Genomic DNA, 25,083 nt, shown 5'->3' with positions numbered 1-25,083 from the left:
TATGGTCAGGCACAAAAAAGGGGATAATGCCCCAGACACCCAACAATGCACCAACATACAAACAACATTATTTCTTGTTCAACTGTGCATGGACAACGTGTGTCACAAAGCGCCATTCAAACACTTGGTTTTGCCTCATCGGTGTGTGTTTCACCCGGACAATTTTCAATAATAAAAGGCCGGCAGCATGACACTCGCATACTCAACCAACCAAGGGTGCAACTGCACCCGAAAAATAAAAGCTCCTTAGAAAGGAGGTGATCCACCCGCACCTTCCGGTACGGGTACCTTGTTACGACTTCGTCCCAATCGCCGATCCCACCTTCGACGGCTCCCTAACAAGTTTGGGCCACCGGCTTCGGGTGTTACCAACTTTCATGACGTGACGGGCGGTGTGTACAAGGCCCGGGAACGTATTCACCGCAGCATTGCTGATCTGCGATTACTAGCGACTCCGACTTCATGGGGTCGAGTTGCAGACCCCAATCCGAACTAAGGCCGGCTTTCAGCGATTCGCTCCACCTCACAGTGTCGCTGCGCGTTGTACCGACCATTGTAGCATGTGTGAAGCCCTGGACATAAGGGGCATGATGATTTGACGTCATCCCCACCTTCCTCCGAGTTGACCCCGGCAGTCTCTCATGAGTCCCCAACCAAATGCTGGCAACATAAGACAAGGGTTGCGCTCGTTGCGGGACTTAACCCAACATCTCACGACACGAGCTGACGACAACCATGCACCACCTGTACACCAGCCACAAAGGGAAAGACTATCTCTAGCCCGATCCGGTGTATGTCAAGCCCAGGTAAGGTTCTTCGCGTTGCATCGAATTAATCCACATGCTCCGCCGCTTGTGCGGGCCCCCGTCAATTCCTTTGAGTTTTAGCCTTGCGGCCGTACTCCCCAGGCGGGGCGCTTAATGCGTTAGCTACGGCACGAAAGTCGTGAAAAGACCCTCACACCTAGCGCCCACCGTTTACGGCATGGACTACCAGGGTATCTAATCCTGTTCGCTACCCATGCTTTCGCTCCTCAGCGTCAGTAACTGCCCAGTAACCTGCCTTCGCCATCGGTGTTCCTCCTGATATCTGCGCATTTCACCGCTACACCAGGAATTCCAGTTACCCCTACAGTACTCAAGTTATGCCCGTATCGCCTGCACGCCCGGAGTTAAGCCCCGGAATTTCACAGACGACGCGACAAACCACCTACGAGCCCTTTACGCCCAGTAATTCCGGACAACGCTCGCACCCTACGTATTACCGCGGCTGCTGGCACGTAGTTAGCCGGTGCTTCTTATCTAGGTACCGTCACAAAAAGCTTCGTCCCTAGCGAAAGGAGTTTACAACCCGAAGGCCGTCATCCCCCACGCGGCGTCGCTGCATCAGGCTTGCGCCCATTGTGCAATATTCCCCACTGCTGCCTCCCGTAGGAGTCTGGGCCGTATCTCAGTCCCAATGTGGCCGTCCACCCTCTCAGGCCGGCTACCCGTCGCCGCCTTGGTAGGCCATTACCCCACCAACAAGCTGATAGGCCGCGAGCTCATCCTACACCGAAAAAACTTTCCAACCATCACACTAAAAATGGCTCCTATCCGGTATTAGACCCAGTTTCCCAGGCTTATCCCGAAGTGCAGGGCAGATCACCCACGTGTTACTCACCCGTTCGCCACTCGAGTACCCTGCAAGCAGGGCCTTTCCGTTCGACTTGCATGTGTTAAGCACGCCGCCAGCGTTCGTCCTGAGCCAGGATCAAACTCTCCACAAAAAAAATTTCAGAACAAATCCGAAACAGGCCGTGAAAAGCCCGAAACCCAACAAAAGAACAAACCACCACAAACCACACAACAATGCAGCTCATGCTGGCGTCCAAAAAATTACTACAAAGAAAAAATAAGTTCCCTCAACCCGACGGGGCAAAAATAAGGAAACCAAAAAAGTTGAACACAATCACATGCCAACCAATCCATCTCAATGCAGCCGAAACACCAAACAGCATTCAAAAAGGTACGTGTTCCACATACCCAACCGGCACACACCAACCAACAAACCACCTAAAGGCCCATTGGCAGACAAACCAATCAACACACAACCATGCACACAAAAAATAAAAAGTACATTGGCACACTATTGAGTTCTCAAACATCATCACCACACAACAACCACACACTTTCGCATGTAGCTCGTCGTGAGCAAAAAGAATTTTGTTTTGTCAGGGCCTGTTTTCCTATCGCCGCTTCAGCCAGGAACTTTTTTGTTCCTGTGGGGCGCTGTCGGTCGCGCTGACTCGTATTAAGTTACACAGCGACTTAAACAAACACAAATCCCCAGGCCAGTTATCATTTTGAGGGCTTTAAGTTACGCCCAACCACCCGCTGATTCCGCCACCGTGGATATTCGCTCGGCGAATGTAGGTGGGGAGGGCCAATGCCCATACTGCATAAAAGGCCACCGCCAAGAAAAGATTGGCAATTGCGGAGACCGGGGCTTGGACGCTTACGACGACTGTCCCGACTATGAGTGCCGCATAGAGAATGAATAGGTGCCAGTTCTTCTTTCCCAGAAATTCCAGAGTGACCAAAACCGGGGCGCAGGTGGCGCTAAGCAATGCGATGGCCGTAACGAGTTCACTGTCATTCGTCAGTGCGGCGCTGATACTGATGGCCGCGAAGACCGGTATCAGCCCGAGCACTGCAGTATGCCGGGCCCAATTTCTACGACTTCCTCCCATAACCGTGTATTCGCGGAGGGATTTTCTTAAGCTGCCTGAAACCGCCGCGAGTAGCAGAAAAGTCAGTACCCAGATGAAGGTGCCGAGGAATTCGAGCACTGAAGCCGCGTCCCTATACTGGTGGAGAACTAAGCCGATCATCTGCGCCAAGCAAGCCCCACACCATGCTTTGGCTTGTGGGTGGTATATCGCTTGCCCAGCCAAGGTGCGGGGGAACCATCCGAAGCCGCTTGAGGGTTGGGTGCCGGTGGTGGTGTACCCGGTCCGTTGAGGCACAACTTTGCGGTACATGGCCCACGCCGCTGCGACGGCATATATGGGCAATGCCCACCACAACTGCACGGTGAGGGCGCCAATAGCTGCCGCTAGTGCGAATAGTGCGACGAGAATGCGACGATGTTCGTTCCAGATTCTCGAACCCAGGCCCACTAGTTGATATTTCTGAAAATCAGGCTTTAGGGAGAGCACGAGCCCCAAGGAAGCGATTACGGGGAGCGCGCTCCACGTTCCCTCTGCCATGACTGGCATGACCAATAATGCGAACAGGAAAAAGGTCCAGAGCCACCAATCTCCTAGGTACCACAGTAGTTTCATGCTTTCTCCTCCAATGCCAGTACCGCACGCTCCAAAGAGACCTCATTGACACGCAGGCCGTGGGCCTGGGCAATGCGGAAAATGGGATCAGTGGAAGCGGAACGGGCGTCGATAAGCACGCGGTCCCCCAAGCCTGTGGTTTCCCTACTGAGTACGCGGAGGTCGAGCTCTTCGACCGCTGCGTTGAGAGCCTCAGATGGGCCCGTGAGCTCAAGAATTCCCTCGATGAAGTCATCAATGGGGCCTGAAATCGGGCTGTCCCCCATAAGAGCGACGGTGTCGAGAAGACCCGCTACCTCATTGAGGTGATGGGTGGAGATGACGATGGTACGGCCGTGTTCCTCACGAAGGACCTGATAGAAAAGCTCGCGGCGCTGTGTGTCGAGGCCGAGATAGGGTTCGTCGAGAAGCATGACCTCGCAGCCGGAAGCTACGGCAAAGATGAATCCCACCGCAGACTTTTGCCCGCGGGACAAGGAAGAGTAGGCCTTGGCCGGTACGTCGAAGCGAACCAACAGCTCATTGAAACGCTCCTCATCCCAACGCGGCCAGCGCGCCTTACCAATGACGCCCAGCTTTCCGATGCCCCAGGAATCCGGCAGCGGGTTATCAATCCCCATCAAAATGACTCGGTTGAGAACCGATTGCTTGTCAAAGGGCTCTTCTCCGAAGACCGTAATGCCGCCAGATTGGATTTGTCCGGCAATTTTGCGCAGGAGCGTGGTTTTGCCAATGCCATTGGGGCCAACTAAGCCATGTGTGAGGCCATCGGCAAAGGTGAAATCTCGTGTTGTAATCATGAGTACATTCCTCGGCTTTCTGCAACGCGATCAAATAGGTCGTGGAGTTGGGCGCGGTTGTAACCCAGGCGAACGGCTTCGTCGACAAGCGGTGCCATATATTCCGCCGCGAAATCGGCGCGGCGGCGCTCACGGATCGTTTTCAGGGCGCCTTCTGCCACGAACATGCCGATGCCGCGGCGCTTATCCAGCACCCCAATATCCACCAGGAGGCTGATGCCCTTGCGGGCAGTGGCCGGGTTGATGTTGTGGAAATCAGCAAGCTCGTTAGTAGATGGGGCCCTATCCCCCTCGCCCAAGGTTCCGTCCACGATGGCGTCCTCCACCAGAGAAGCAATCTGACGGAAGAGTGGTTGCGTGGAATTATCCATTGACCCTCGGTTCGTTGGTTAGTTACTTGTGTAACTAACCATATCGGCAACACCCCATCCCTGCAATACTTCCAGAGAGAAAACTTTTTTGCGGCCACTGCGCTGGGATTTTGCCCAAGCTTATCGACGTTTTGTGACTAATGGGGCACACTGGAAACCACAAAGAATTTTATTTAGAACAATTAGAACGGAACTTAGGAGCCATGCTTGAACGCACACTCGTCTTTGTCGATACCTCTTACTTGCTCGCAAGCTTTTATAACTCGTGGGAAACGGGTGCCCGCGCACAGCTAGAAATCGATCTGCCCGAGGTGGTCAGCACCATGGGCGGGATGATTGAGAACCAACTTGGGACCCCCATCCAGCGCCAATACTGGTATGACGGCATTCCCGATACCGGCCCGCACCGCTACCAGCGCGCACTGCGTACCTGCGAAGGGGTCCAGCTGCGCACCGGTCAGCTCATCGAATGGGGCGAGCGCCGCACCCAAAAAGCCGTAGATACCCGCCTCGTAGCGGACATGGTCATCGCCGCCATGAAGGGACAATTCACCGACTTTGTCCTCGTCAGCGGCGATGCCGACATGATTCCCGGCGCACAAGCAGCCGTAGATAACGGCATCCGCGTACACCTCTATGGATTCGGCTGGGACTCCATGTCCTCCGCACTGCGCCATGCCTGCGATTCCACCACCATCTTGGACCCTCGCGAGGACTTCGCAGACGCTATGGAATTGCAGGTCCTAGAAGGCCCGCTTCCTCCAGTGGTGCGCGAAAATGCACATAAAGAGGGCGAGGAAATGCCCGAACCGGATGAATGCGGCGAGCCCTCAGAGGTGGAGGCAGCCTTCGGCGCCACAGAAAAGCCCACCCCGGCCCCGACGCCCAAGCCGGCTCCGCCCAAGGTGGATGCTGCAGAGGATTCCCCCGCCGAGGAGGACTCTCCCGCGGAGAAGCCGGCGCCCAAGCCATCCATGATGGCGCCGCGCCGCAAGCTGCGCTCCAAGTATGTGCCGCTGCCGGAAGAAGTATGGAGCTCGGCTGGGTTCCAATCCCCATTCGACGTGGGCCAGCAATACGCCTCATGGTGGTTCGATAACGCTGCTAGCACCGAGCAGCGCGATCAGGCACATCTACTTTCAGGCGGCGGGCTTCCCCCGGAGATCGACCGCCCACTATTGCAGTTTGCCTGCGAGACCCTGCACGAATACACCCTGACCGAAACCCAGCGCGTGAACCTGCGCGATGGATTCCACTCAGGGATTCGTGGGGTTCTGATTAACGTTCGCCGGCAGAATTAATCGCCAGATTCGAGTTCTTTCTTCTTTTTAAGATCCGCCCGGATGGCATCGAGGCGCGCAGACGCCTTCATATCATTGCCGGCGGCTTGGATCTCATTAATGCGATCGCCGCCGGTGGCGTGCTGCAATTCTTGCGCGCCAAGGGCATCGGCGTAGCGCTTTTCAATCTTGGCGCGCACAGAATCAAGAGTAGGAACGGAATCGTCCGGGTTGAGCTGATTCATGGAATCAATAGCCTGGGCGTTCTTTTCTTGCATAGCCGCCTGGTCCGCCTGGGCCTCCAGCTGGCTAACCTGGGCCAGCTGTTCCTTCAAGCGCGCCTCAGACTGCTGTTGCTGGCTCTTGGCCTGCGCGGCAGCCTGTTCTGCGGCGGCGTACTGCTGCTTAACGTCTTCCAGCTCCTGCTCCACCGCCACCAGCTGGGAGGCAACCACTTCCGCAGCCTGGTTATACTCGGAGGCCTTTTGCGGATCCTCCGCAGAATCCGCCAGCTCCAATGCACGCTGGGTTTGAGACTGGTAGTCCTGCTGAGACTTAACCAGGCGGTTCATCTGCATCTCCAGCTGGGATTTATGGCCAATGATTTCTGCAGCGTGATCAGAAATCTGCTGGTGCTGCTCCTTCGCAGCTTGGACGGCCTGCTGGATCTGCACCTTTGGATCAGCGTTCTCATCAATCTTCTGATCGAAGGAACTCATCATGTACTTCCAGCCCTTGCTGAAGGGGTTAGCCATTATCTTCTCCTTTGGACATAAAAAGACGCTTTCTAGCGAGTTTAGCGATACTCACCAGAAAGCGCCCAGGAAGCTAGCGGGGATTAACCCTGCGCGTTCTGCTCTTCTACCTGGCGGCGAACCTCCGCCATATCGAGTTCCTTGACCTGCTTCAGCAGGTCTTCCAATGCTGCAGGTGGCAGCGCGCCAGCCTCGCGGAAGACCAGGATGCCATCGCGGAAGATCATCAGCGTAGGAATGGACTGAATCTCCAGCGCGGATGCGAGGCCCTGGTTGGCCTCGGTATCGAGCTTGGCAAAGGTAGCATCCGTGTGCTCTTCGGAGGCCTTTTCAAAAACCGGCGCAAAGCGCTTGCAGGGGCCGCACCAATCGGCCCAGGCGTCTACGAGCGTAATGCCCTCGCCGGTAACGGTTTCTTCAAAGTTTTCTTCGGTGACATCGATAGTAGCCATGGTTGTTCTAACTCCTTTGCGGATTGCTTTATTCCCCAACGTACATGAAAAATCCTTGTAATATACCCCTAGGGGGTATAGAATGAGCCCAGAAACCAACTCTAAGAAAGGATCATTATGAGCACCAAGAACTACACCGTAGAGGGCATGACCTGCGGACATTGCGAAATGTCGGTGAAGGAAGAGGTCGGCGAAATTTCCGGCGTTAGCGAGGTCACTGCGGACCATACCACCGGCGCCGTCACGGTTACTGGCACCGATTTCACCGATGAACAGGTAGCGGCCGCCGTGGCAGAGGCCGGCTACACGCTGAAGTAGGCACCACCATGTCCCACTTGGACCTTGGCGTAACGGGAATGACGTGCACCTCCTGCTCCTCCCGCGTCGAGCGCAAGCTCAACAAGCTCGAGGGTGTAAGCGCCAGCGTCAATTTCGCTACCGAGGCGGCGGCCATCGAGTACGACTCCCAAACGGTAAGTCCACAGGAGCTCATTTCGGTGGTAGAGGGCGCAGGCTACGGCGCCTTCGATATGGCGGGGGCGAAGGCGGAGGAGCCCCAAGCCGAGAAGAGCAGTGACGGAGGGCTACTGCGCCGCACCATCATCTCTGGTGCCCTATCGCTACCGCTCATGGTGGTATCGATGTGGCCGGCACTGCAATTTCCCAATTGGCAGTGGGCCTGCGCCATCGTGGCCACCATCGTTTTTATCTTTGGTGGCGCGCCTTTCCACACCGCTACGTGGACAAACCTCAAGCACGGTTCTTTCACCATGGACACGCTTATCACCATGGGAACCTCAGCGGCCTACTTTTGGTCGCTATGGGCGCTGTTTTTCGGCAATGCAGGCGAACCGGGCATGAAGATGCACATGACGTTGGATGCGAACGCGGCGCAGATGGATCACATCTATTTCGAGTCCGTGGGCATGGTCATTACCTTCCTCCTACTCGGCCGGTGGTTCGAGGCACGAGCCAAAGGCCAGTCCTCCGAGGCGCTGCGGGAGCTGCTCTCCCTAGGCGCTAAAGAAGCCTCGGTACTGCGCGAGGGAGGCGAGCAGCGCATTCCCATTGCCCAGTTGCAGGTAGGCGATGTCTTCGTAGTACGCCCAGGCGAAAAGATCGCCACCGATGGCATCGTCGTTGCCGGCAACTCGGCGGTCGACGCCTCCATGATCACCGGCGAGCCGGTGCCCGTCGAGGTCGGGTCCGGCGATGCGGTGACCGGCGCAACCATTAATGCCTCCGGCAAGCTTGAGGTGCGCGCGACCAAGGTGGGCGAGGATACGGTACTGGCCCAAATGGCCCAGCTGGTCACGGATGCACAAACCTCCAAGGCGCCGGTACAGCGCCTCGTGGACCGCATTGCACAGGTCTTCGTCCCCGCGGTCATCGCCGTGGCAGCGCTGACACTCCTTGCCCATCTCTTCTTCGGCGGGGTGGCCCCGGCCTTCATTGCCGCGGTCTCCGTCCTCATTGTGGCCTGCCCTTGCGCTATGGGCTTGGCGACGCCCACCGCGATCCTCGTCGGCACCGGCCGCGGGGCGCAGCTGGGGCTTGTCATTAAAGGCCCGGAGATCCTGGAATCTACGCGGCAAATCGATACCATCGTCATGGATAAGACCGGAACGGTCACCGCCGGAGAGATGTCCGTTACCGCCGTACACGGCGACGTCCTCGACTTGGCCGCGGCCGTGGAACACAATTCCGAGCACCCCATCGCTCGCGCTATCGCTAGCGAGCGCAGTGTAAAGCCGGCTACCGACTTCGCAGTGGTTCCGGGTGGCGTGGAAGGAACTGTGGAGGGGGTCCGGGTAGGCGTCGGCAAGCGGCAAGGCCCGTTGGGTGACCTGGAAGCGCCGTTCCGCGCCGCACAGGACGCTGGTGCCACGCCGGTGGTCGTCACCGTCAACGGACAGCCCGCAGGCGTCATTGAGGTGCGCGATACCATCAAGCCCAGCTCGGCCGCCGCCGTGGCGCAGATGAAGGAACTGGGGCTAACCCCTTACCTGCTGACCGGTGATAATGCCGGGGCCGCTCACGCCGTGGCCGCCGAGGTGGGAATCGATCACGTCAGCGCTGAGGTCCTGCCAGAGGACAAGGTGAACCACATCAAGGAGCTGCAGGCCGCAGGGCACACCGTGGCGATGGTGGGCGATGGCATTAACGACGCCGCCGCGCTGGCCCAAGCCGACCTCGGCCTGGCCATGGGCGCGGGTACCGATGTTGCCATTGAAGCCTCCGATATCACCCTGATGAACGGCGATTTACGCTGCGCCGCTGATGCCATTCGGCTCTCGCGCCGCACGCTAGCAATCATTAAGGGCAATCTCTTCTGGGCCTTCGCCTATAACGTCGTACTCATTCCCGTGGCCGCGCTCGGCTGGCTCAATCCCCTGCTGGCGGGCCTGGCCATGGCGCTGAGCTCGGTTTTCGTGGTTACTAACTCGCTGCGGCTGCGCGGCTTTTCCGTCCGTCGCTAAATAAGGCCGCCGAGCACCCCTGAGCAGGCTAGCATTGGCGGGGCGTACACTCCCCCGCCACGAAAGAAAGGACTAGCGCGTGCTCAGCAGGGTATCCCTCGCCGCGTGGACCGCGGTCATGGTCGCGTTAACCACGCTCAAGCCCTTCTACCAGATTGGCTATTTGTGGAAACCGGAAAATCAGCGCGCCCGGGATTTGCGCTGGGTTCCTTTCGATGAATTTTCCGGCGGCAGCTGGTTTGGCCCGCTATTTGAGTACGCGGGCAATACCGCATTCTTCATCCCCTTCGGCATGCTGGTCTTTAGCCTCTGCCGCTCCGTTAAGAAGACAGCTGCGTGGGGATTTGGTCTGAGCCTAGTGCTGGAGGTGTGCCAATATGCTTTCGCCCTGGGGCGCACGGATATCGATGATCTTCTCTTCAATACCCTGGGCGCGCTTATCGGTGCGGCGTTCGCCCGCCTGTGCGGCGAACGCCTTTTCCCCGTGTGGCGATGGCTGGCGATTGCCGCAGCTGCGGTTTTCTTGGTACTGGTCATCCTTGGCCCACGATTGGGAGACCCCAACGCGGTGGTAGACCTGTAATTTAACCGTGCGCCATATTGACGAACTTGGAGTAGTGCAGCTGGTGCGCCACCTGCACGGTATCGATCGGGCCGCCACGGTGCTTGGCTAGGATAATATCCGCCTCGCCGGCGCGCTCATTATCGCGGTCCTGGGAGTCGGGGCGGTAGAGCAGCATGACCATATCGGCGTCCTGCTCCAGCGAGCCAGACTCACGGAGGTCCGCAAGCTGCGGCTTTTTATCCGTACGCGCCTCAGGGCCACGGTTCAGCTGCGAGATAGCGATGAGAGGAACCTCCAGCTCCTTGGCCAAGAGCTTTAGCTGACGGGAGAACTCAGAGACCTCTTGCTGGCGGGACTCCACCTTTTTACCCGAAGACATCAGCTGCAGGTAGTCCAAGACGATGAGGTCCAAGCCGTGCTGCTGCTTGAGGCGGCGGGCCTTGGACCGAATTTCCATCATCGTGAGATTCGGTGAGTCATCAATGAAGAGTGGGGCGTCTTGTACTCGGTTAAGGGTCTCATCGATCTTTGCCCAGTCCTCGGTGGAAACCCGGCCACCGCGCATATCGGCCAGCTTCACCTCTGACTCCGCTGAAAGCAGGCGCATGACAATCTCAGAAGCCGACATCTCGAGAGAGAAAATCACCGAGGACTTGCCGTGCTGCAAGGAGCAGGACCGCATAAAGTCCATGGCCAGGGTCGATTTACCCACACCAGGGCGAGCAGCAACGATGACCATCTGGCCCGCGTGAAGGCCGTTAGTTAACTTGTCGAGGTCGATGAAGCCAGTCGGCACGCCTAGCTCCACACCGCCGGCTTGCTGCAGGGCGGCGAGCTCATCAATGGTGGGGTCAATGAGATCCCCCAGGACTCGGTAATCTTCTGCCGTCTTGCGCTGGGCGACGGCGAAAACTTCCTGCTGCGCACGGTCCAGGACGGACTCGATTTCTGCATCTTCGGTGCCGGAAAATCCGAGCTGTACTACGCGCGTACCGGCATCAACAAGCTTGCGCAGCACTGCCTTTTCCGCGACGATTTCGGCGTAGTAGCGTGCGTTCGCAGCCGTGGGCACCGTGGCGAGCAGCGTGTGGAGATAGGGGGCGCCGCCGACGCGCTCGAGGTTATTAAAGCGGTCGAGCTGGGAGGCCAAAATGACGGCGTCGACGTCCTTGCCCTCGGAATATAGATCCAGCATGGCGCGGTAAATCAACGTGTGCGCCGGATAGTAGAAATCCTCCGGCTCTAGCTCCTCGATGACCTCCATCACCGTATGGGGGCTCAGCAACATTGCGCCCAGGACGCCCTGCTCCGCTTCGCGGTCTGCGGGAGGCTGACGGAATTCGCCATAGCGCTTTGGCTCTTCCTGCTGATAGCGGCGGCGTGGGGCCGGTTCCTCCTCCGGTGGTGGCTCCGGTGGTAGGTGTTCATCATCAAAACTGGCGTTGGTCATGGTCTCCCCCTTGTGGCTTTTCGAGCGTCCGAGCGTATCGGAATCTCAGTGTAGTCTAGTGCCCGGACACCACCCCCTGGGCATAACTTCCATAGTTATCCACAGGGCGCTGTGAAAAATGCAGGTCGCGAGAGCCTTTGCCCATATTTGCCCTGCATAGGCCTGTGGATAACTCCAAAAGCCCATGACCTGCACAAATCAAAATCCCAGTTCAGGGTATGTTTTTCCCGGTGTGAAAATAGGCACATCATCCGTGGATAAGGGGCCTGACCTGCGAGTTAATAAAGCAGCCTCCACGTAAACAGAAAGTTAAACGCACAAAGAGTTATCCACAGAATTCCACAGTTATCCACAGGCCGGTGAAAACGCGCTAAAGGCCCCAAGTTCCTGCCACCTCACATAGCAGGAACTTGAGGCCTAAAGCGTTGCTGTTGTCTTTGGGTCTATATGGACCGTCGTGCGCCTAGTTAGGCAGCAACGACCGAGAAGTTCACCTTGCCGATAACATCAGCGTGCAGCTTCAGCTCGACCTGGTAGTTGCCGGTCTTCTTGACCAGGCCCTTAGGAAGCACAACGATGCGCTTATCCAGCTTAGGGCCACCAGCCTTGGAGACGGCGTTGACAATGTCTTCTGCTTGAACGGAACCGAAGAGCTTACCGGATTCGGAGGTCTTAACCTCTACCTTGACATCCGTCAGCTGCTCGAGCTGGTTACGGACCTCACGTGCGTGATCCAGGTCGCGAATCTCGCGAGCTTCCTGGGCGCGCTTGATGCCCTCAATCTGCTTCTCTGCGCCGCGGGTAGCCACGATGGCCAGGCCGCGAGGAAGCAGGTAGTTACGTCCGTAGCCGTCCTTAACCTCAACAATTTCGCCAGCGGCGCCGAGGTTCTCAACGGCAGCGGTGAGGATCAGCTTCATGATCCCTGCCTTTCAATTGAGTTAGTTGAATAGTTGCGGGTGACAGACTTAGAACGGAGGTTCAGAATCAGCGCCTCCGAAACCACCTGCAGGTGGTGCGGAGTTCCACGGATCCTCAGAAGGAGCCTGGTTCTGCTGCGGCTGCTGTTGCTGGCCGCCTCCAAAACCGCCCTGATTATTGTTATTCGAGCGCTGTTGGCCGCCGCCGCCAAAGTTATTGCCGCCCTCACGCGGATTGCGGTTTACCTGAGCGGTGGCGTAGCGCAGAGACGGACCGACTTCGTCGACGTCAATCTCGAATACGGTGCGGTTATCGCCCTCACGGGTCTGGAAGGAACGCTGCTTCAAGCGGCCGGTAACGATGACGCGCATGCCCTTAGACATGGTCTCGGCAACGTTTTCCGCTGCCTGACGCCATACGTTGCAGGTCAGGAACATAGCTTCGCCGTCTTCCCACTGATTCGTCTGCGAGTTATAGCGACGAGGGGTGGAGGCGACGCGGAAGTTAGCTACTGCCGCACCCGCCGGGGTGAAGCGCAGCTCGGGGTCAGCAACGATGTTGCCTACCACCGTGATATTGGTATCTCCCTGTGCCATGTCTTTACTCCTTATCGGTTACGTGGATTGTGCTTGATCCCAGTATCCGCTACTTGCTGTCGGTGCGCAGAACCTTGGTACGCAGGATGGTGTCGTTCAGGTTCAGACGGCGGTCGAGCTCGGCAACCGAAGTGTGCTCGCACTCCAGGTTGACGACGGCATAAATGCCCTCTTCCTTCTTGTTGATGGGGTATGCAAGACGACGCTTGCCCCATACATCAAGGTTCTCAACCTTGCCGCCTTCCTGGCGGACGATTTCGAGGAACTTATCCAGGGACGGGGTTACGGTGCGCTCATCCTGATTAGGATCCAGAATGATCATGACTTCGTAGTGACGCACGGACCTCATCACCTCCTATGGTCTAGTAGTTTTCGGCTGCATCACCTTTGCGGATGCAGCAGGAGGGTACGTTGCGTCAAGCAACCCCACTACAGTACCGCAAATGACCGGCGAAAAGAAATCTAACCAGTGGTCGTTGCGGCGAAAAACACAGCAGCAGTCGCCGGAATGATGGTGAGGAAAAGAATGGCCAAAAGCCCCAGCACGATGGGCCCGCGGCGATCTTCACGATTGTGGAAGAGCCAGAAGGCCCCCATCACGCAGAGGAATCCCAAGATGATGGATGCCATTCCGATATAGGTAATGATCATGCGAATGCTCCTGCCAAGGGGTCGCGGCCGGCGTGCGCATCGCGCACCTTATCCGGGGTCTTTCCGCACATCTGGCGAATGACGAGGACAGCCATGGCGATAATGAGGGCGTCGCGGGAGATAATCGCAACGTCAAGCAGCTCGTGCGGAATACCCTTATTGTCTGTACCCAGCATGTGCCACATGAGTAGGGGCCACACGAGGGCGTCGACAAGCGCCCAGCTAAAGACCAAGCGCCAGCGTGGCAGGGCTAGGGCCGCGGGCACTACCAGCCACAGAGAATACTGGGGCGACCATACCTTGTTGAATAGCAAGAAGGCTGCCACGATGAGGTAAACCAGCTCGGCCATGCGCGGGGTCCGCGCGCTGCGCAGGCCCAACACCGCAATCGCCGCACAGAGAGCCAAAAACGCCACCAGGCTGAAGGTATTGAGGAACTCAGGGCTAAAGCTAATCCCAGTATTGCGGCTGAGCACCGAGTAGATGGTGGTCCACTCCGCACCGCGCTCTTGGTTGAGGCGGAAAAATTCGCGCCATGCCTCCGGGTACTTCAGTGCCACCGGCGCGTTGACCACAATCCAGGTCACGGCCGCGCCGAGCAAGGCGTAGAAAAATTGCGGCCAGCGACGATTGCGCACCGCCAAGACCAGGAACGCCCCCAAGAGAAAGAGCGGCCACAGCTTAAAGGAAGTGCCAAGGCCGATGAGGACACCCGCAACGACAGGGCGCTTGCGCGCGGCGGCCAAGAGCGCACCTACGGCAAAGGCAATGGAGGGGATATCCCAGTTGCTGAAGGCGTGGATGATGACAAGGGGGCTGGCGGCGACGAGGATGGTGTCCCAGGTGCGGTTGCCCACCAGCAGGTAGACCATGTAGAGCACGCCTACCCAGATGCACGCCATGACCAAGGCGGTCAGGCCGAAGTACCATCCGGCCTCCGGGATGCCAACCCACTCAACCAGAGAGTACGTATTGCGGGCAATCCAGCCCATCAACCCCTGGAATAGGCCCGCGAGGACTGGGTACTCCATATAGCGGGTCAGGTCACCCTCTTGCCAAGAATAGGCATAGGGGAAGCCGCCTTCGTCGAGGCCACGGCCACCGTAGAGCGGGATGATGTCGTTATAGCAAAAAGAGGTGTACTGGCGGTTGCCCGCCCAATTTAGGTTAATGACCCCGTCATCACCGCGGGTGCCGCCGGCGCAATTAGCCTTCGAGAGGAATCCGCACGCCAGGAAAACCCAGCCGACGGCGATTATGGCGCGCAGCGGGGTCCACCACTGGGTGCGGCGTACACCGGCAAAACGGCCCCTTGGCCCGCCGAGGAATTCAATTACCCCGCGGGCCAAGGGTTCTGAGGAGGCGGGAATGCGCTGGTGCGGATTCGCTGTCACTGCCGCCTACCCTAGGAGATCTGCCAAGTCGCTATCGGGGCCGATGAGGTCATCCAACGACGGCGCCTCTGGCTGGGCCGGAGCCTGGTTGCTATTACCGCTATTGCCACCATTGCCGTTATTGCCATTACCGCGTTGCGGTTTCGGGGCAGGCTTCGGACTCTCCGGCTTATTCTCCGGCTGAACCGGTTTGGTCTCCTCTTCCGGAGCTGCTTGCTCGGCAGGGGCCTCGTAGTCCTGGGTATCGCCAGCGCCGCTATCCCAGCTCGGGTCATAGGCCGGAGCGGCCGTTCCGGCGCCCATGTTGCCGAATCCCAGCGGATAGGCAGCCGGGAAGTTTTGGAATTCGGAGTTGGCCAGGGAGTTGTCCAGCACGGCCTTCCAAATCTTGGTTGGCGCGCCCGCGCCGTACATGATGCCGCCGTACTGATCGAAGATGGCGGAGGTGTTATCCGCGGTACCTACCCACACGGCGGTAGCCAGCTGCGGGGTGGCACCGACCATCCAGGCATCCTTGTTATTTCCGGTATCGCCCATCTGAGTGGTACCGGTCTTGGCGGCGGAAACACGGCCACCGGCTAGGGCGCCATTAGACCATGCGGCCACCGGCTCCATGGCTTCGAGGACGTTATTGGCCACGTTGGACGATACGCGGCGCTCGCCGCCGTCTTCGGGGTGCTCGTACAGCACTTCGCCGGCAGCGTTTTCTACGCGCTGCACAAAGTGCGGGTTATGCCACACGCCCTGGTTAGCCAGGGTGGACATTGCGGTGGCCATATCGAGCGGGCGGGACTGATACTGACCCAGAGCGATGCCTTCGAATGGCTGCTTGCCCTTTTCCGTCAGCGTCTTGTCAATGCCCGGCAGGGACTTAGCCACGCCAAGGGCGTGCGCCATATCCGCGGTGTCCTGGGTGCCGTTCTTGAGGTCCGCCTGCAGGCGAAGGAAGGAGGTATTCAGGGATTGCTTAGTAGCCTCGCGCAGGTTGCACACGCCGCAGCCGCCGCCCACGTTGGTGACAACATCCGAACCAGGCAGCTGGTACGGGGCGGAAGAGTAATTGGTATCGAGGCTGATGCCCTGCTGCAAGGCGGCCGCAAGGGCCATGATCTTGAAAGTAGAACCGGTCTGCAGCGGGGAGTTGGCGTAGTCCCAACCATTGGAATCGTGGCCGCCAAAGTATCCGCGGACCGCACCGGTCTTCGGATCGATGGTCACGGAAGCCGCACGCGCATCCTCTTGCAGCGGAGCCATCTGGTCATCAACTGCCTGAATGGTGTTGTTCTGCACATTCATGTCGATGGTGGTGGTGATGCGCAGGCCGCCGGTGGACACCTCGTTTTCGGTGATGCCTACCTCTTCCAATTCGCGGATGACCTGATCCTTGATGTGGCCATTGGCGCCGGGCGCCTCGGTGTAGGCGGAGTACTCAGCTGGGTCGCGGGTCTCCGGGAAGACCATGCCATCGCGCTGTTCCTGGGTGAGGTCACCCATTCCCACCAGGCCGTCAAGTACGTAGTTCCAGCGGTCCTCGGAGCCCTCCTGGTTCACGCGCGGGTCGAGGCCGGATGGGGACTGAATGAGGCCGGCGAGCATGGCGCCTTCCTCCGGAGTGAGGTCCTTGGCGTCCTTATCAAAGTAGGCGTTGGATGCCGCCTGGATGCCGTAGGCATTGCGGCCGAAATACACGGTGTTGAGGTAGGCGTTGAGAATATCCTTCTTATCCCACTCATTGGTCATCTTCACCGAGTAGATGAGCTCGCGAATCTTGCGCACGTAGGAGTATTCGTTGCCCACCAGCGTATTCTTCACATACTGCTGGGTAATGGTGGAACCGCCGCCAGCATCTTCATTGCCGGTTACTTTACCCACCACGGCGCGGCCGAGGCCGGTGAAGGAGAAGCCGGAGTTATCCCAGAAGTCACGGTCCTCCGCGGCCAGCACGGAGTCCTGCACGTAGTCTGGGATTTCATCCAGCTTCACGTGGGTGCGGTTGCCTTCCGGCGGCACCAGGCGGGCGAGCTGGGTCTGATTATCACCCGCGTAGATGGTGGAGACCTGGTTATTGGCCAGGTCCTTGGGCTCCGGAACGGAGTATTGCGAGTATGCGTAGGCAAAAAGTCCTGCGGGCAGTGCTACAAAGACCAGTAGGAACGCCAAAACGACCCACGGCCAGATGCGGCGCTTCTTTGTCGCCTGCTTTTTGCTGGGGCGAGCCACCTTAGTGGACTTGCCGGTAGATTCCTTCTCGGTCACTGATTCGTGTCCTCATTCATCCCTGATCACAAACTAAATAATTGCAGCTTACTGCCTAAGGCGGTGCGCTGGAAACTAACACGCGTTAAATGCAGTAGCAGAACGCAACAAGTGGTTCCACCGGCACTGGCGGCATACCTCCACCTCGTGCACCGTAAACTCCAAGCCCTCGGCCACAAACTCCGCTATTTCTTTCTCACTGCGGGCGCTTCCGGCGCGGCGGCCGAGGTTCTCGCCATAGACCCAGCGCGTGAGCCGCAAAGGCTCGCCGCACACGGGGCATTCCTTATCCATGGTGCGCCCATGGTGCTCAGCTGCGGCGCGCAGCAAAAAATCAGCATCGCACACGTCCTCCCGCGTGAGCTGCCCGGCGCGAAATTCGCGCAGGTGGTGGGCGCGCTCCCACTCATGGGAGAGCACGTGCTTATAGGCAACGGAATTCACCCGGATCATCCTAATTACCTCTTCTTGATCGATCCACATGGCGTTATGCCACCGTAGGGCATAGTTTTCGGCTTACTCTTGCGCAGTCACTGACAGCCACAACTCATGGAGTTAAAGGAGTAGACCGTGTCCGAAAAAGTAAAGGTCGCCATCGTGGGCGTCGGCAACTGCGCCACGTCCCTCATTGAAGGCGTGGAGTTTTATCGCAACGCCGCGGCCGACGCAGATATTCCCGGTTTGATGCACGCCCAATTTGGCCCGTACCACGTTGGCGATGTGGAATTCGTTGCCGCCTTCGACGTGGATGCGGACAAGGTGGGCAAGGATCTGGCGGAGGCTACGCGCAGCTCCCGCAATTGCACCATTTCCATTACCGACGTCCCTGAGCTGGGCGTTACCGTGCAGCGCGGTCCTACCCTGGACGGCCTCGGCCGGTACTACCAAGAATCCATCGCGGAATCGGAAGCCCCGCTTGCCGACGTCCCCGCCATACTCCGCCAGTCCGGCGCCGACGTCGTAGTCTCCTACCTGCCGGTGGGCTCTGAGGAAGCGGATAAGTTCTACGCCCAGGCGGCCATCGATGCCGGCTGCGCCTTTGTCAATGCCTTGCCGGTCTTTATTGCCTCTGATCCGGTATGGGCGAAGAAGTTCGAAGATGCCGGGCTGCCCATCGTGGGCGATGATATTAAGTCCCAGGTGGGCGCCACCATTACTCACCGCGTCATGGCGAAGCTCTTTGAAGACCGCGGCGTGCGCTTGGAGCGCACCATGCAGCTCAATGTGGGCGGCAATATGGATTTCAAGAATATGCTCGAGCGCGAGCGCCTCGAATCCAAAAAGATCTCCAAGACGCAGGCCGTAACCTCTAACCTGCACAACTCGCCCATCGCCGGCAAGCGCGAAGACCGCAACGTCCACATCGGGCCTTCCGATTACGTGGAATGGCTCGATGACCGTAAGTGGGCCTATGTCCGCTTAGAGGGCTCCGCCTTTGGCGAAGTACCGCTGAACTTGGAGTACAAGCTGGAGGTCTGGGACTCGCCTAACTCCGCCGGCATCATCATTGACGCCGTACGCGCCGCCAAGATTGCCCTCGACCGCGGGGTGGCGGGCCCGGTACTGGCTGCCTCGTCCTACTTGATGAAATCCCCGCCGGTGCAAAAGGCCGATGACGTGGCGCGCGCCGAGCTAGAAGACTTTATTGCTGGAAACTAATTTTTTAACTTCCGAACTACCGCGCAGGGAAAACGGGCTATACAATCGTTTTCTATGACGCAGCAACATGAGGAGAAGGGCCCCGCTCAATCCCCGTCTACGTACGAGGATGCTGTCGAGGTCGCGCGTTCCATCCAGCCGTCGCTCAATAAGCTCATTCTTATTTTCCAGCGCACGGCGGAGGGCTCTTCATTGACCACCTCGCAGGTGTCCATCATGAACCAGCTGCGTATGCGCGGACCGTCCCGCGTTTCCACCATCGCGCAGGCAGAACTTATCCGCATGCCCACCGCCTCCAACGCGCTCTATCAGCTAGAGCGCCGCGGCTACGTGGAACGCCACCGCGATGAAGAGGACCGCCGCGGCGTCTTGGTAGCGCTGACGCAACTAGGCGAATCCGAACTAGCCATCGTCTCGCAGCAGCGTGCCTCCGCCCTAGCAGAGATCATGCGGTGGCTCGAGCCGAAGGATTTGGAGACCGCGAACGACGTTGCCACCGTCATCTCCAAGCTGGCTGATGTCTATCGCCCCACAATGAACGGCGAACAGCACTAGTTTTGCCCGCGGTGATTTCATTTTTCGTGGGCTTAACGTGATAATTGAGAAAACGAAAACCGTAATCTCTCACTAGTTCACTCCGTATGGCAACTGATTCTTCCGATGGGCACCTGCCGGCCTTAAGCAAGGGCTCGGCCGATAAACCCCTTCGCATTCTTATTTCTTGGAGCCCTTCTTCCTCCGGCACCGAGGCTCTAGATTGTGCCGCATGGCTTTCCCGTACCGCCACTACCCAGGTGCGGGTCATCTCTACCGTGTTCCAGCCGTGGACTACTACTTCCCTCACCAAGCTGGGCGGAAAATATAAGAAATGGTTTAAAGCACAAAAGGAGGCCTGCGCGGCCGCGACCCATGCCGCCCTCGATGAAGCTGGCGTACCCCGCAGCTGCTGGGATGACAAGCCTTCCCTCTTGGTCGATGGGCCTTCGCGCCCCCATCTGCTGACGGAGATGGCCAAGAAATTCCAGGCAGACCTCATCATCTTAGGCCCCAACCAGTCGGCGCCGAAGGGCCGTTTCTTTGCTGGTTCTACGGCCGATACCTTGCTGCATTATTCTCCTCAGCCGTTGGGTTTGGTGCCACGCAAGGTAAAGCTGTCCAAGCACGGCGTCACCCGCTTTAACTTTGCCATCACCGAACGCAGCCCGCGCGAAGATCATGAGATGCTCGCCGCAGCGGAGCTCGCGAACCGCTGGAACCTACCGCTGCGCCTGCTTGCCTTCTCGGCAAAGGGACTGCTCAATACGCCGTCCAAGGATAAGCACGATATGGCGCTTAAGCTGACGGCCGAGTGGCTCGAGGATTCCCTCGCCATGCTGGACCGCGCCCGCGATAGCATCCAGGAGAAATTCCCCGAGCTGGTTGTCACCTCTGAAATTGGTTCCGGCGCGGGCTGGGGCGGCGCGGTGGATTCGCTCAAGTGGAAGAAGGGCGATCTCATGCTCATGGCCTCCACCCCGCAGGGCCCCATCGCCCGCGTGTTCTTGGGATCTACCGCCACGGAGCTGCTGCCGCATATTCGGGTGCCTATCTTGGTCCACCCATCCTGCGGTTAGGATTGGGGCATGAGCCTGCGACCAGAGCATCCCGAAAACGATCTGACTTCCGATGCGGACTATGCCAATCTGCGCCGCCCGGAACCGCGGAGCTTTGATGAGCTGGCCGATGAGCCGGACCCTTTAGAGATTGCCGCTGCTAACCGCCGCTCCACCCGCCAGGCCGTCTGGTACATGATCGGCGTTCTTGTGCTCTCCGCGCTGTATGGTTTCGCGGTCGCACTCTTTACTCGGCTCTCCGGCGGCCCCTTGTGTGAGGATGGCACCGCCACGTGGCTCTGCACCGACGGGCAGCGCACCTTCTTTAGCCTGACCACCCCGATCATTCCCTTCTTCGGCATGATCGGCTGCGCCATCATCATGGTGCGCAAGCTGCACCGCTATCTGCGGTGGCGCAGTTGGATGGCCATTTTCTGGGTAATGGCCTGCAATTTCATGCTGTGGACTATCACCGATATCCAGCTGTTCCTCATGGACTCGGCCGCCGCATAGATACTTTCCGCCTCCCTATGATCCTCCTGCTTGATAATTACGATTCTTATACCTTCAACCTTGCCCACCTCATCGCGGAGGTAGCCGGACGCGAACCACTCGTCGTCGCTGCCGGTGAAGCGGACGGACTGGCCGAGCGCGTCCGTGCCGGCGAATTTTCGCATGTGGTGATTTCTCCTGGCCCGGGCACGCCGGAACGCGAGGAGGATTTCGGTGCTGCCCGAGGCATTGTCGCCGCCGCAGCCGCGGCCGAGATTCCGGTACTGGGTGTATGCCTTGGTCACCAGGGGCTAGGTCTGCTGGCCGGTGCCCAGGTGTCGCGCGCGCCGCAGCCGCGCCACGGTTTTGTCTCTACCATCAGTCACTCGGGCGAAGGCATCTTCGCCGGAATCCCGCAAGACTTCGAAGTGGTGCGCTACCACTCCCTGCATATAGAGGAGACCCCCGGCATTACCGTGCATGCCCGCAGCGAGGATGGCGTCATCCAAGCGCTGAAGGTCGATGGCTTGCCGCACTGGGGCGTGCAATTCCACCCGGAGTCGGTGCTTACCCAGCACGGCCGGGAGATTATGCGCAACTTTCTGGGTGGGTTTCACCTGCTCCACCGCGAAGTCCCCGGCGCGGTGGACTGCCCACGGGTCTTTGCCGCCCTTCGCGCCGAGGGCAACGATGCCTTCTTCCTCGACTCCGCGGATCCCCGCGGGCGCTATTCCATCCTCGGCGATACCGCCGGCGCATTGAGTCGCTCTTTCCGCTACCGGCTTGGCGACGCCCCCGATATCCTCACCCTCCTCGACCGCGAGCTTGCCACCCGTATCATCGACGCACCGGCCCTCCCGTTTACCGGCGGGGTCATCGGGTATTTGGGCTATGAATGCGCCCAGCTCACCCTGCCCATTGAGCTACGCCACCGCTCCCCTTACCCAGATGCCTACTTTGTGCGGCCGCAGTCCTTCATCGTCTACGACCATCACACAGAAACCGCGCACCTGTGCTGCCTTGCCGGTGACGGCGCCGAGGAATTGCTAAACCGCCTGGAGACCGCCTTGGATGCAGAGGAACCACGGCCCACGGGGGAGGACGGTGGGGCGTCGCTAAGCGGGGGCTCCTGGCGCAGCCCTGGCTACTTGGAGCGGATTAAGCGCGCCCAAGAATTCCTGCACGCCGGCGAGAGCTACGAGGTCTGCCTGACCGATACCTACACGGCCGCGGCCGAGGGTGAGCTCTATCCCCGCCTGCGCTCGCACAATCCCGCCCCCTATGCCGCGCACCTCGTCTTCGACGACGTGGAAGTCTGCAGCGCCTCGCCCGAGCGCTTCCTCACCGTGCGCGGCCGTGAGGTGGAGGCCAAGCCGATTAAGGGCACCATCTCGGCCGACCAGGATCCCGCGCTGCTGACCACGGACCCGAAGACACGGGCCGAAAACCTCATGATCGTTGACCTACTGCGCAATGATCTCTCCCGGGTATGCGAGCCCGGCACCGTGCGCGTGCCTAAGTTAATGCAGGTAGAAAGCTACGCCACCGTGCATCAATTGGTCTCCACCATTACCGGACAGCTGCGCGCCAGTGCCACCGCGGTCGATGCCCTCCGTGCCACCTTTCCTCCTGGCTCTATGACGGGCGCGCCGAAGCTGCGCACCTGCGAGATCATTGACCAACTCGAAACGGGACCGCGCGGCGTGTACTCCGGCGTGGTGGGCTACTTGGGGTTTGACGGTCAATCCGATCTCAGCGTGGTCATCCGCACGGCCGTGCGCGCGGTCGGTGAGGTCACCATCGGCGCCGGCGGGGCCATCGTCCTGGATTCAGATCCGGCCGCCGAGCTGGAGGAGCGCAACCTCAAGGCCCAATCCGTGTTGGGGGCGTGGCAATGAGCACCTATCTCTGGCACGAGGGCAGCTTCATTCCAAGCCAGCCTCACCCCGGGCCCTTTGACGTGGCGGATTCTTGGCGGATGCTTGGCGACGCCCACTCCAACGCCCTCCCCCTGCACCTCCAGCGCTTCGAGTCGGTAGCCGGCCCACTGCCCGCTGGCTTCGTCCCCGCGATGCTGCAGCTTTTCGGCCCCGGCGATCTCTTTCCCCGCATCTCGCTAGCCGGCGGACAGCTGCGCCTCGACATTCGCCCTGCGCCCCCTGCGCGCCGAACCACCCGGCTGACCTATGTGCAAGCCCCCGATCCACGCACGCAGCCTTTAGTCAAGGGCCCCGATTTTCCAGCGCTGGCACGCTACCGTACCGAGTACCAGGCAGACGGCACCGATGACACCGCCATCGTGGATGCTTCCGGTGCCATGGTGGAGACCACCACTGGCGCGCTCGTTGCCTGGGACGGGGAAACGCTCATCCTCCCCACCGGTCCGGCGCTGCCCAGCATCACGCTGCGCCAAGTTGCCCGGCGCGCTGCGGACCTTGGAATTCACACCGAAACGCGCCCCATCACCCCTGAGCTCGCCGCCGAGTGCCCCCTGTGGTTCCTCAACTCGCTCCACGGCATGAGCCCCGTTAGCGAACTACACGCCCCCACCGGTGTCATCCATCCACCGCACAGCCCGCATACCACCGGGTGGCAGCACTGGTGGTGGGGCTGTTTCCGCAGGGAAACTGCGGGCGACTAGCTCTCCTGCTTGGCTAGCTGCGCTGCCCACTGCATTTACGCTATATGCTGATCGTAACCAGTCATAGGCACTGACTCTTTAAATCCACTGTCCCCTACAAACACCTAACCACCCAGTCCAGCAAGCGTGAGTACGGCCCCGCCTACTATGTTCGATAGGTAGACGAGGCCGTCGGAGAAAGCACTCAAAATCCTAAGCTATTTGATTTGAATTAGCTTTCAAATTTCGAGTTATCAAGGTGCAAAGGGTCGACATCACTAGTCCCGCACCAAATACCCAAACAAGGGCCGGCGAGAAGATCGCAGTTTGCCCATCGCCTTTTGAACCGATTAACAGACCGACTGCAATGGCAATGACGCCAATGATCATTCCTGTCAACTGGACCTTCGCGGACTGTTTCGAGAGAATTAACGTGGTAATTGCGGAAACCACAGATAGAATAATGACCACAGTGCCGATCCAACCGATTCTGACTGGGGCCATAAGAACGAGAGCCACCCCTAAGACAGCCGCCACCAATTCAGGCCAAAGCGGACGGAGTTTTCCACTTGCCATAGTTACTCTCCTTTGCTTCTCTTATCCCGAAATCGTAGGGTTCCACTGGCTAGGATGAGCTGCAGTCACGGCAGCAAAATAGGTTCCTGCAGTCGCAAGACAGCCTTTCCTACGCGGATCGGCAACATTTGGATAGACGCTCTTGCAAATATGAACCATGTCCTTATTTAGTCGAATATTGCAGCCCACACGCTCCCCGGGATCCTGATGGGCTCCGTAGCACATGTCGTGCTTTGCGCATGCGCCAGAGAAATCAGCATTGTCGCCGGGAGCTGGGAACTGATCCGGAGACTTCGTACAATAGTCATTCAGGCTTCCCTTTGAAGGGTCATACACATAACCCGGTGGGGGTTCAATCCCTGCTCGGTTGAACATTACAATATGCTTATCTGCAAGGGCCTTTTGAGTCTCTGTAGAAATAGTTACAGGATCTTCCTGAAATTCAGCATCGAGATCAAGATCCTGCGATGCCGCCCACTCATTCAAATTCTTCGCAATTTCAGGAGTTACTTCTTTTCCAGCAGCGTCATTAACCGCGCTGACCGCCTCATTAGTTTGTTCAGCCGCAACGGCGGACGGAACCGCAACAGAAATCGCACCTAGGGCAACGAGTGCAGCTGCGGCAACGCGCCCCCCTTCATCTTTAAACTGAGCATAAAATTAAACTCCTCAAATCGAACGTGAAAGCCTTAGGCCCGCCTGCCACCGATACGTATAATATTTCAACGCAGCGGGCAAAGCTGGAACCTATAAAAAACAACATACTTGAAAGCAATTTGCAGCAAGTAAAATGGCGGTAAAACTCTATTAACGTTTTAGTTAACTCTCAGCCCATCCTGACGCTAGTC

At 58.6% G+C, this 25,083-nt stretch carries 25 protein-coding genes and 1 rRNA gene; 10 read left to right on the top strand and 16 right to left on the bottom strand.

Annotation, left to right across the window (positions count from 1 at the left end; genetic code table 11):
• Positions 1 to 250 precede the first annotated feature (250 nt).
• From BJ985_RS08010 to BJ985_RS07995, 4 genes are all read right to left on the bottom strand, one after another.
• A 16S ribosomal RNA gene (locus BJ985_RS08010) occupies positions 251 to 1,768 on the bottom strand.
• A gap of 585 nt (positions 1,769 to 2,353) precedes the next feature.
• Positions 2,354 to 3,325: a beta-carotene 15,15'-monooxygenase gene (locus tag BJ985_RS08005; RefSeq protein WP_179387146.1), complete on the bottom strand. Its 972-nt coding sequence runs from the start codon at positions 3,323 to 3,325 to the stop codon at positions 2,354 to 2,356.
• A complete protein-coding gene (locus BJ985_RS08000) occupies positions 3,322 to 4,125 on the bottom strand; it encodes an AAA family ATPase (protein ID WP_179387145.1) in 804 nt (267 codons plus the stop codon). Before BJ985_RS08000 ends, BJ985_RS08005 begins: the two co-directional genes overlap by 4 nt.
• Positions 4,122 to 4,496, bottom strand: a complete 375-nt coding sequence (locus tag BJ985_RS07995; RefSeq protein ID WP_005327000.1) for a GntR family transcriptional regulator — start codon at positions 4,494 to 4,496, stop codon at positions 4,122 to 4,124. The genes BJ985_RS08000 and BJ985_RS07995 overlap by 4 nt, the downstream gene beginning before the upstream one ends.
• 203 nt (positions 4,497 to 4,699) lie before the next feature.
• On the opposite strand from BJ985_RS07995, the gene BJ985_RS07990 reads away from it, so the two are divergent.
• Positions 4,700 to 5,797 carry an NYN domain-containing protein gene (locus BJ985_RS07990; protein ID WP_049359225.1) on the top strand — a complete coding sequence of 366 codons (1,098 nt, stop codon included), beginning with the start codon at positions 4,700 to 4,702 and terminating at the stop codon, positions 5,795 to 5,797.
• Here BJ985_RS07990 and BJ985_RS07985 read toward each other — a convergent pair.
• Positions 5,794 to 6,531, bottom strand: coding sequence for a PspA/IM30 family protein (locus tag BJ985_RS07985; RefSeq protein WP_049359222.1), 738 nt, complete (start codon positions 6,529 to 6,531; stop codon positions 5,794 to 5,796). The two genes, BJ985_RS07990 and BJ985_RS07985, sit on opposite strands and share 4 nt — an antisense overlap.
• Before the next feature lie 83 nt (positions 6,532 to 6,614).
• Positions 6,615 to 6,983 carry a thioredoxin gene (gene trxA, locus BJ985_RS07980; protein ID WP_005325956.1) on the bottom strand — a complete coding sequence of 123 codons (369 nt, stop codon included), beginning with the start codon at positions 6,981 to 6,983 and terminating at the stop codon, positions 6,615 to 6,617.
• A 117-nt stretch (positions 6,984 to 7,100) separates the two neighbouring features.
• Between trxA and BJ985_RS07975 the strand changes: the two genes are divergently transcribed.
• The 3 genes from BJ985_RS07975 (at position 7,101) to BJ985_RS07965 (ending at position 10,046) form a co-directional block, all read left to right on the top strand.
• Entirely contained in the window at positions 7,101 to 7,301 is a 201-nt protein-coding gene (locus BJ985_RS07975) for a heavy-metal-associated domain-containing protein (protein WP_005325954.1), read from the top strand.
• A gap of 8 nt (positions 7,302 to 7,309) precedes the next feature.
• On the top strand, positions 7,310 to 9,463 hold the full coding sequence (locus tag BJ985_RS07970; RefSeq protein ID WP_179387144.1) for a heavy metal translocating P-type ATPase: 2,154 nt from the start codon (positions 7,310 to 7,312) through the stop codon (positions 9,461 to 9,463).
• Positions 9,464 to 9,581: 118 nt separating this feature from the next.
• Positions 9,582 to 10,046: a VanZ family protein gene (locus BJ985_RS07965; RefSeq protein WP_034667967.1), complete on the top strand. Its 465-nt coding sequence runs from the start codon at positions 9,582 to 9,584 to the stop codon at positions 10,044 to 10,046.
• A 1-nt stretch (position 10,047) separates the two neighbouring features.
• On the opposite strand, the gene dnaB is transcribed toward BJ985_RS07965, so the two are convergent.
• The 8 genes from dnaB to BJ985_RS07925 all read right to left on the bottom strand — a co-directional run bounded on the left by dnaB (position 10,048) and on the right by BJ985_RS07925 (position 17,749).
• Positions 10,048 to 11,478 carry a replicative DNA helicase gene (dnaB, locus tag BJ985_RS07960; RefSeq protein ID WP_005325950.1) on the bottom strand — a complete coding sequence of 477 codons (1,431 nt, stop codon included), beginning with the start codon at positions 11,476 to 11,478 and terminating at the stop codon, positions 10,048 to 10,050.
• 467 nt (positions 11,479 to 11,945) lie between these two features.
• A complete protein-coding gene (gene rplI / locus BJ985_RS07955; RefSeq protein WP_005325949.1) occupies positions 11,946 to 12,398 on the bottom strand; it encodes a 50S ribosomal protein L9 in 453 nt (150 codons plus the stop codon).
• Between the two features lie 48 nt (positions 12,399 to 12,446).
• Positions 12,447 to 12,995, bottom strand: a complete 549-nt coding sequence (locus BJ985_RS07950; RefSeq protein WP_005326997.1) for a single-stranded DNA-binding protein — start codon at positions 12,993 to 12,995, stop codon at positions 12,447 to 12,449.
• A 49-nt stretch (positions 12,996 to 13,044) separates the two neighbouring features.
• Positions 13,045 to 13,335 carry a 30S ribosomal protein S6 gene (rpsF, locus tag BJ985_RS07945; RefSeq protein ID WP_005326996.1) on the bottom strand — a complete coding sequence of 97 codons (291 nt, stop codon included), beginning with the start codon at positions 13,333 to 13,335 and terminating at the stop codon, positions 13,045 to 13,047.
• A gap of 122 nt (positions 13,336 to 13,457) precedes the next feature.
• On the bottom strand, positions 13,458 to 13,646 hold the full coding sequence (locus tag BJ985_RS07940; protein WP_005326995.1) for a hypothetical protein: 189 nt from the start codon (positions 13,644 to 13,646) through the stop codon (positions 13,458 to 13,460).
• Positions 13,643 to 15,040 carry a glycosyltransferase family 87 protein gene (locus tag BJ985_RS07935; RefSeq protein WP_179387143.1) on the bottom strand — a complete coding sequence of 466 codons (1,398 nt, stop codon included), beginning with the start codon at positions 15,038 to 15,040 and terminating at the stop codon, positions 13,643 to 13,645. The genes BJ985_RS07940 and BJ985_RS07935 overlap by 4 nt, the downstream gene beginning before the upstream one ends.
• Before the next feature lie 6 nt (positions 15,041 to 15,046).
• Positions 15,047 to 17,296 carry a transglycosylase domain-containing protein gene (locus tag BJ985_RS07930; RefSeq protein ID WP_179387142.1) on the bottom strand — a complete coding sequence of 750 codons (2,250 nt, stop codon included), beginning with the start codon at positions 17,294 to 17,296 and terminating at the stop codon, positions 15,047 to 15,049.
• A 75-nt stretch (positions 17,297 to 17,371) separates the two neighbouring features.
• The gene (locus BJ985_RS07925) at positions 17,372 to 17,749 is read right to left on the bottom strand and encodes a DUF5318 family protein (protein ID WP_034667960.1); all 378 of its coding nucleotides are present in this window, start codon (positions 17,747 to 17,749) and stop codon (positions 17,372 to 17,374) included.
• A gap of 117 nt (positions 17,750 to 17,866) precedes the next feature.
• Between BJ985_RS07925 and BJ985_RS07920 the strand changes: the two genes are divergently transcribed.
• The 6 genes from BJ985_RS07920 (at position 17,867) to BJ985_RS07895 (ending at position 23,680) form a co-directional block, all read left to right on the top strand.
• The gene (locus BJ985_RS07920; RefSeq protein WP_005326986.1) at positions 17,867 to 18,955 is read left to right on the top strand and encodes an inositol-3-phosphate synthase; all 1,089 of its coding nucleotides are present in this window, start codon (positions 17,867 to 17,869) and stop codon (positions 18,953 to 18,955) included.
• A 54-nt stretch (positions 18,956 to 19,009) separates the two neighbouring features.
• The gene (locus BJ985_RS07915) at positions 19,010 to 19,510 is read left to right on the top strand and encodes a MarR family winged helix-turn-helix transcriptional regulator (RefSeq protein ID WP_179387141.1); all 501 of its coding nucleotides are present in this window, start codon (positions 19,010 to 19,012) and stop codon (positions 19,508 to 19,510) included.
• Between the two features lie 86 nt (positions 19,511 to 19,596).
• Positions 19,597 to 20,568 (top strand): universal stress protein, encoded by a 972-nt coding sequence (locus BJ985_RS07910; protein ID WP_179387140.1) that lies wholly within the window; start codon positions 19,597 to 19,599, stop codon positions 20,566 to 20,568.
• A 9-nt stretch (positions 20,569 to 20,577) separates the two neighbouring features.
• The gene (locus tag BJ985_RS07905) at positions 20,578 to 21,060 is read left to right on the top strand and encodes a hypothetical protein (RefSeq protein WP_179387139.1); all 483 of its coding nucleotides are present in this window, start codon (positions 20,578 to 20,580) and stop codon (positions 21,058 to 21,060) included.
• Positions 21,061 to 21,077: 17 nt separating this feature from the next.
• The gene (locus tag BJ985_RS07900) at positions 21,078 to 22,937 is read left to right on the top strand and encodes a chorismate-binding protein (protein WP_179387138.1); all 1,860 of its coding nucleotides are present in this window, start codon (positions 21,078 to 21,080) and stop codon (positions 22,935 to 22,937) included.
• Positions 22,934 to 23,680, top strand: coding sequence for an aminotransferase class IV (locus BJ985_RS07895; RefSeq protein ID WP_150851550.1), 747 nt, complete (start codon positions 22,934 to 22,936; stop codon positions 23,678 to 23,680). The genes BJ985_RS07900 and BJ985_RS07895 overlap by 4 nt, the downstream gene beginning before the upstream one ends.
• A 192-nt stretch (positions 23,681 to 23,872) precedes the next feature.
• Here the strand turns inward: BJ985_RS07895 and BJ985_RS07890 are convergent, their stop codons facing one another.
• Positions 23,873 to 24,235, bottom strand: coding sequence for a hypothetical protein (locus BJ985_RS07890; RefSeq protein WP_150851549.1), 363 nt, complete (start codon positions 24,233 to 24,235; stop codon positions 23,873 to 23,875).
• 21 nt (positions 24,236 to 24,256) lie between these two features.
• Entirely contained in the window at positions 24,257 to 24,721 is a 465-nt protein-coding gene (locus BJ985_RS07885; RefSeq protein ID WP_179387137.1) for a phospholipase A2 family protein, read from the bottom strand.
• Positions 24,722 to 25,083 lie beyond the last annotated feature (362 nt).

It is taken from the genome of Corynebacterium tuberculostearicum (assembly GCF_013408445.1).
GTDB classification, from domain to species: domain Bacteria; phylum Actinomycetota; class Actinomycetes; order Mycobacteriales; family Mycobacteriaceae; genus Corynebacterium; species Corynebacterium tuberculostearicum.
Note: the sequence above shows the minus strand (reverse complement) of the source record. Positions and strands in the feature narration are given on the sequence as shown.

Excerpts from the sequence above, each read along its gene's own strand:
- BJ985_RS08000 (WP_179387145.1), bottom strand. The coding sequence starts at position 4,125 with ATGATTACAACACGAGATTTCACCTTTGCCGATGGCCTCACACATGGC.
- BJ985_RS07925 (WP_034667960.1), bottom strand. The coding sequence starts at position 17,749 with ATGATCCGGGTGAATTCCGTTGCCTATAAGCACGTGCTCTCCCATGAG.
- BJ985_RS07910 (WP_179387140.1), top strand. The coding sequence starts at position 19,597 with ATGGCAACTGATTCTTCCGATGGGCACCTGCCGGCCTTAAGCAAGGGC.
- BJ985_RS07975 (WP_005325954.1), top strand. The coding sequence starts at position 7,101 with ATGAGCACCAAGAACTACACCGTAGAGGGCATGACCTGCGGACATTGC.
- BJ985_RS07970 (WP_179387144.1), top strand. The coding sequence starts at position 7,310 with ATGTCCCACTTGGACCTTGGCGTAACGGGAATGACGTGCACCTCCTGC.
- BJ985_RS07905 (WP_179387139.1), top strand. The coding sequence starts at position 20,578 with ATGAGCCTGCGACCAGAGCATCCCGAAAACGATCTGACTTCCGATGCG.
- BJ985_RS07915 (WP_179387141.1), top strand. The coding sequence starts at position 19,010 with ATGACGCAGCAACATGAGGAGAAGGGCCCCGCTCAATCCCCGTCTACG.
- rplI (WP_005325949.1), bottom strand. The coding sequence starts at position 12,398 with ATGAAGCTGATCCTCACCGCTGCCGTTGAGAACCTCGGCGCCGCTGGC.
- BJ985_RS07900 (WP_179387138.1), top strand. The coding sequence starts at position 21,078 with ATGATCCTCCTGCTTGATAATTACGATTCTTATACCTTCAACCTTGCC.
- trxA (WP_005325956.1), bottom strand. The coding sequence starts at position 6,983 with ATGGCTACTATCGATGTCACCGAAGAAAACTTTGAAGAAACCGTTACC.
- BJ985_RS07890 (WP_150851549.1), bottom strand. The coding sequence starts at position 24,235 with ATGGCAAGTGGAAAACTCCGTCCGCTTTGGCCTGAATTGGTGGCGGCT.
- dnaB (WP_005325950.1), bottom strand. The coding sequence starts at position 11,478 with ATGACCAACGCCAGTTTTGATGATGAACACCTACCACCGGAGCCACCA.
- BJ985_RS08005 (WP_179387146.1), bottom strand. The coding sequence starts at position 3,325 with ATGAAACTACTGTGGTACCTAGGAGATTGGTGGCTCTGGACCTTTTTC.
- BJ985_RS07985 (WP_049359222.1), bottom strand. The coding sequence starts at position 6,531 with ATGGCTAACCCCTTCAGCAAGGGCTGGAAGTACATGATGAGTTCCTTC.
- BJ985_RS07990 (WP_049359225.1), top strand. The coding sequence starts at position 4,700 with ATGCTTGAACGCACACTCGTCTTTGTCGATACCTCTTACTTGCTCGCA.
- BJ985_RS07950 (WP_005326997.1), bottom strand. The coding sequence starts at position 12,995 with ATGGCACAGGGAGATACCAATATCACGGTGGTAGGCAACATCGTTGCT.
- BJ985_RS07995 (WP_005327000.1), bottom strand. The coding sequence starts at position 4,496 with ATGGATAATTCCACGCAACCACTCTTCCGTCAGATTGCTTCTCTGGTG.
- BJ985_RS07965 (WP_034667967.1), top strand. The coding sequence starts at position 9,582 with ATGGTCGCGTTAACCACGCTCAAGCCCTTCTACCAGATTGGCTATTTG.
- BJ985_RS07895 (WP_150851550.1), top strand. The coding sequence starts at position 22,934 with ATGAGCACCTATCTCTGGCACGAGGGCAGCTTCATTCCAAGCCAGCCT.
- BJ985_RS07940 (WP_005326995.1), bottom strand. The coding sequence starts at position 13,646 with ATGATCATTACCTATATCGGAATGGCATCCATCATCTTGGGATTCCTC.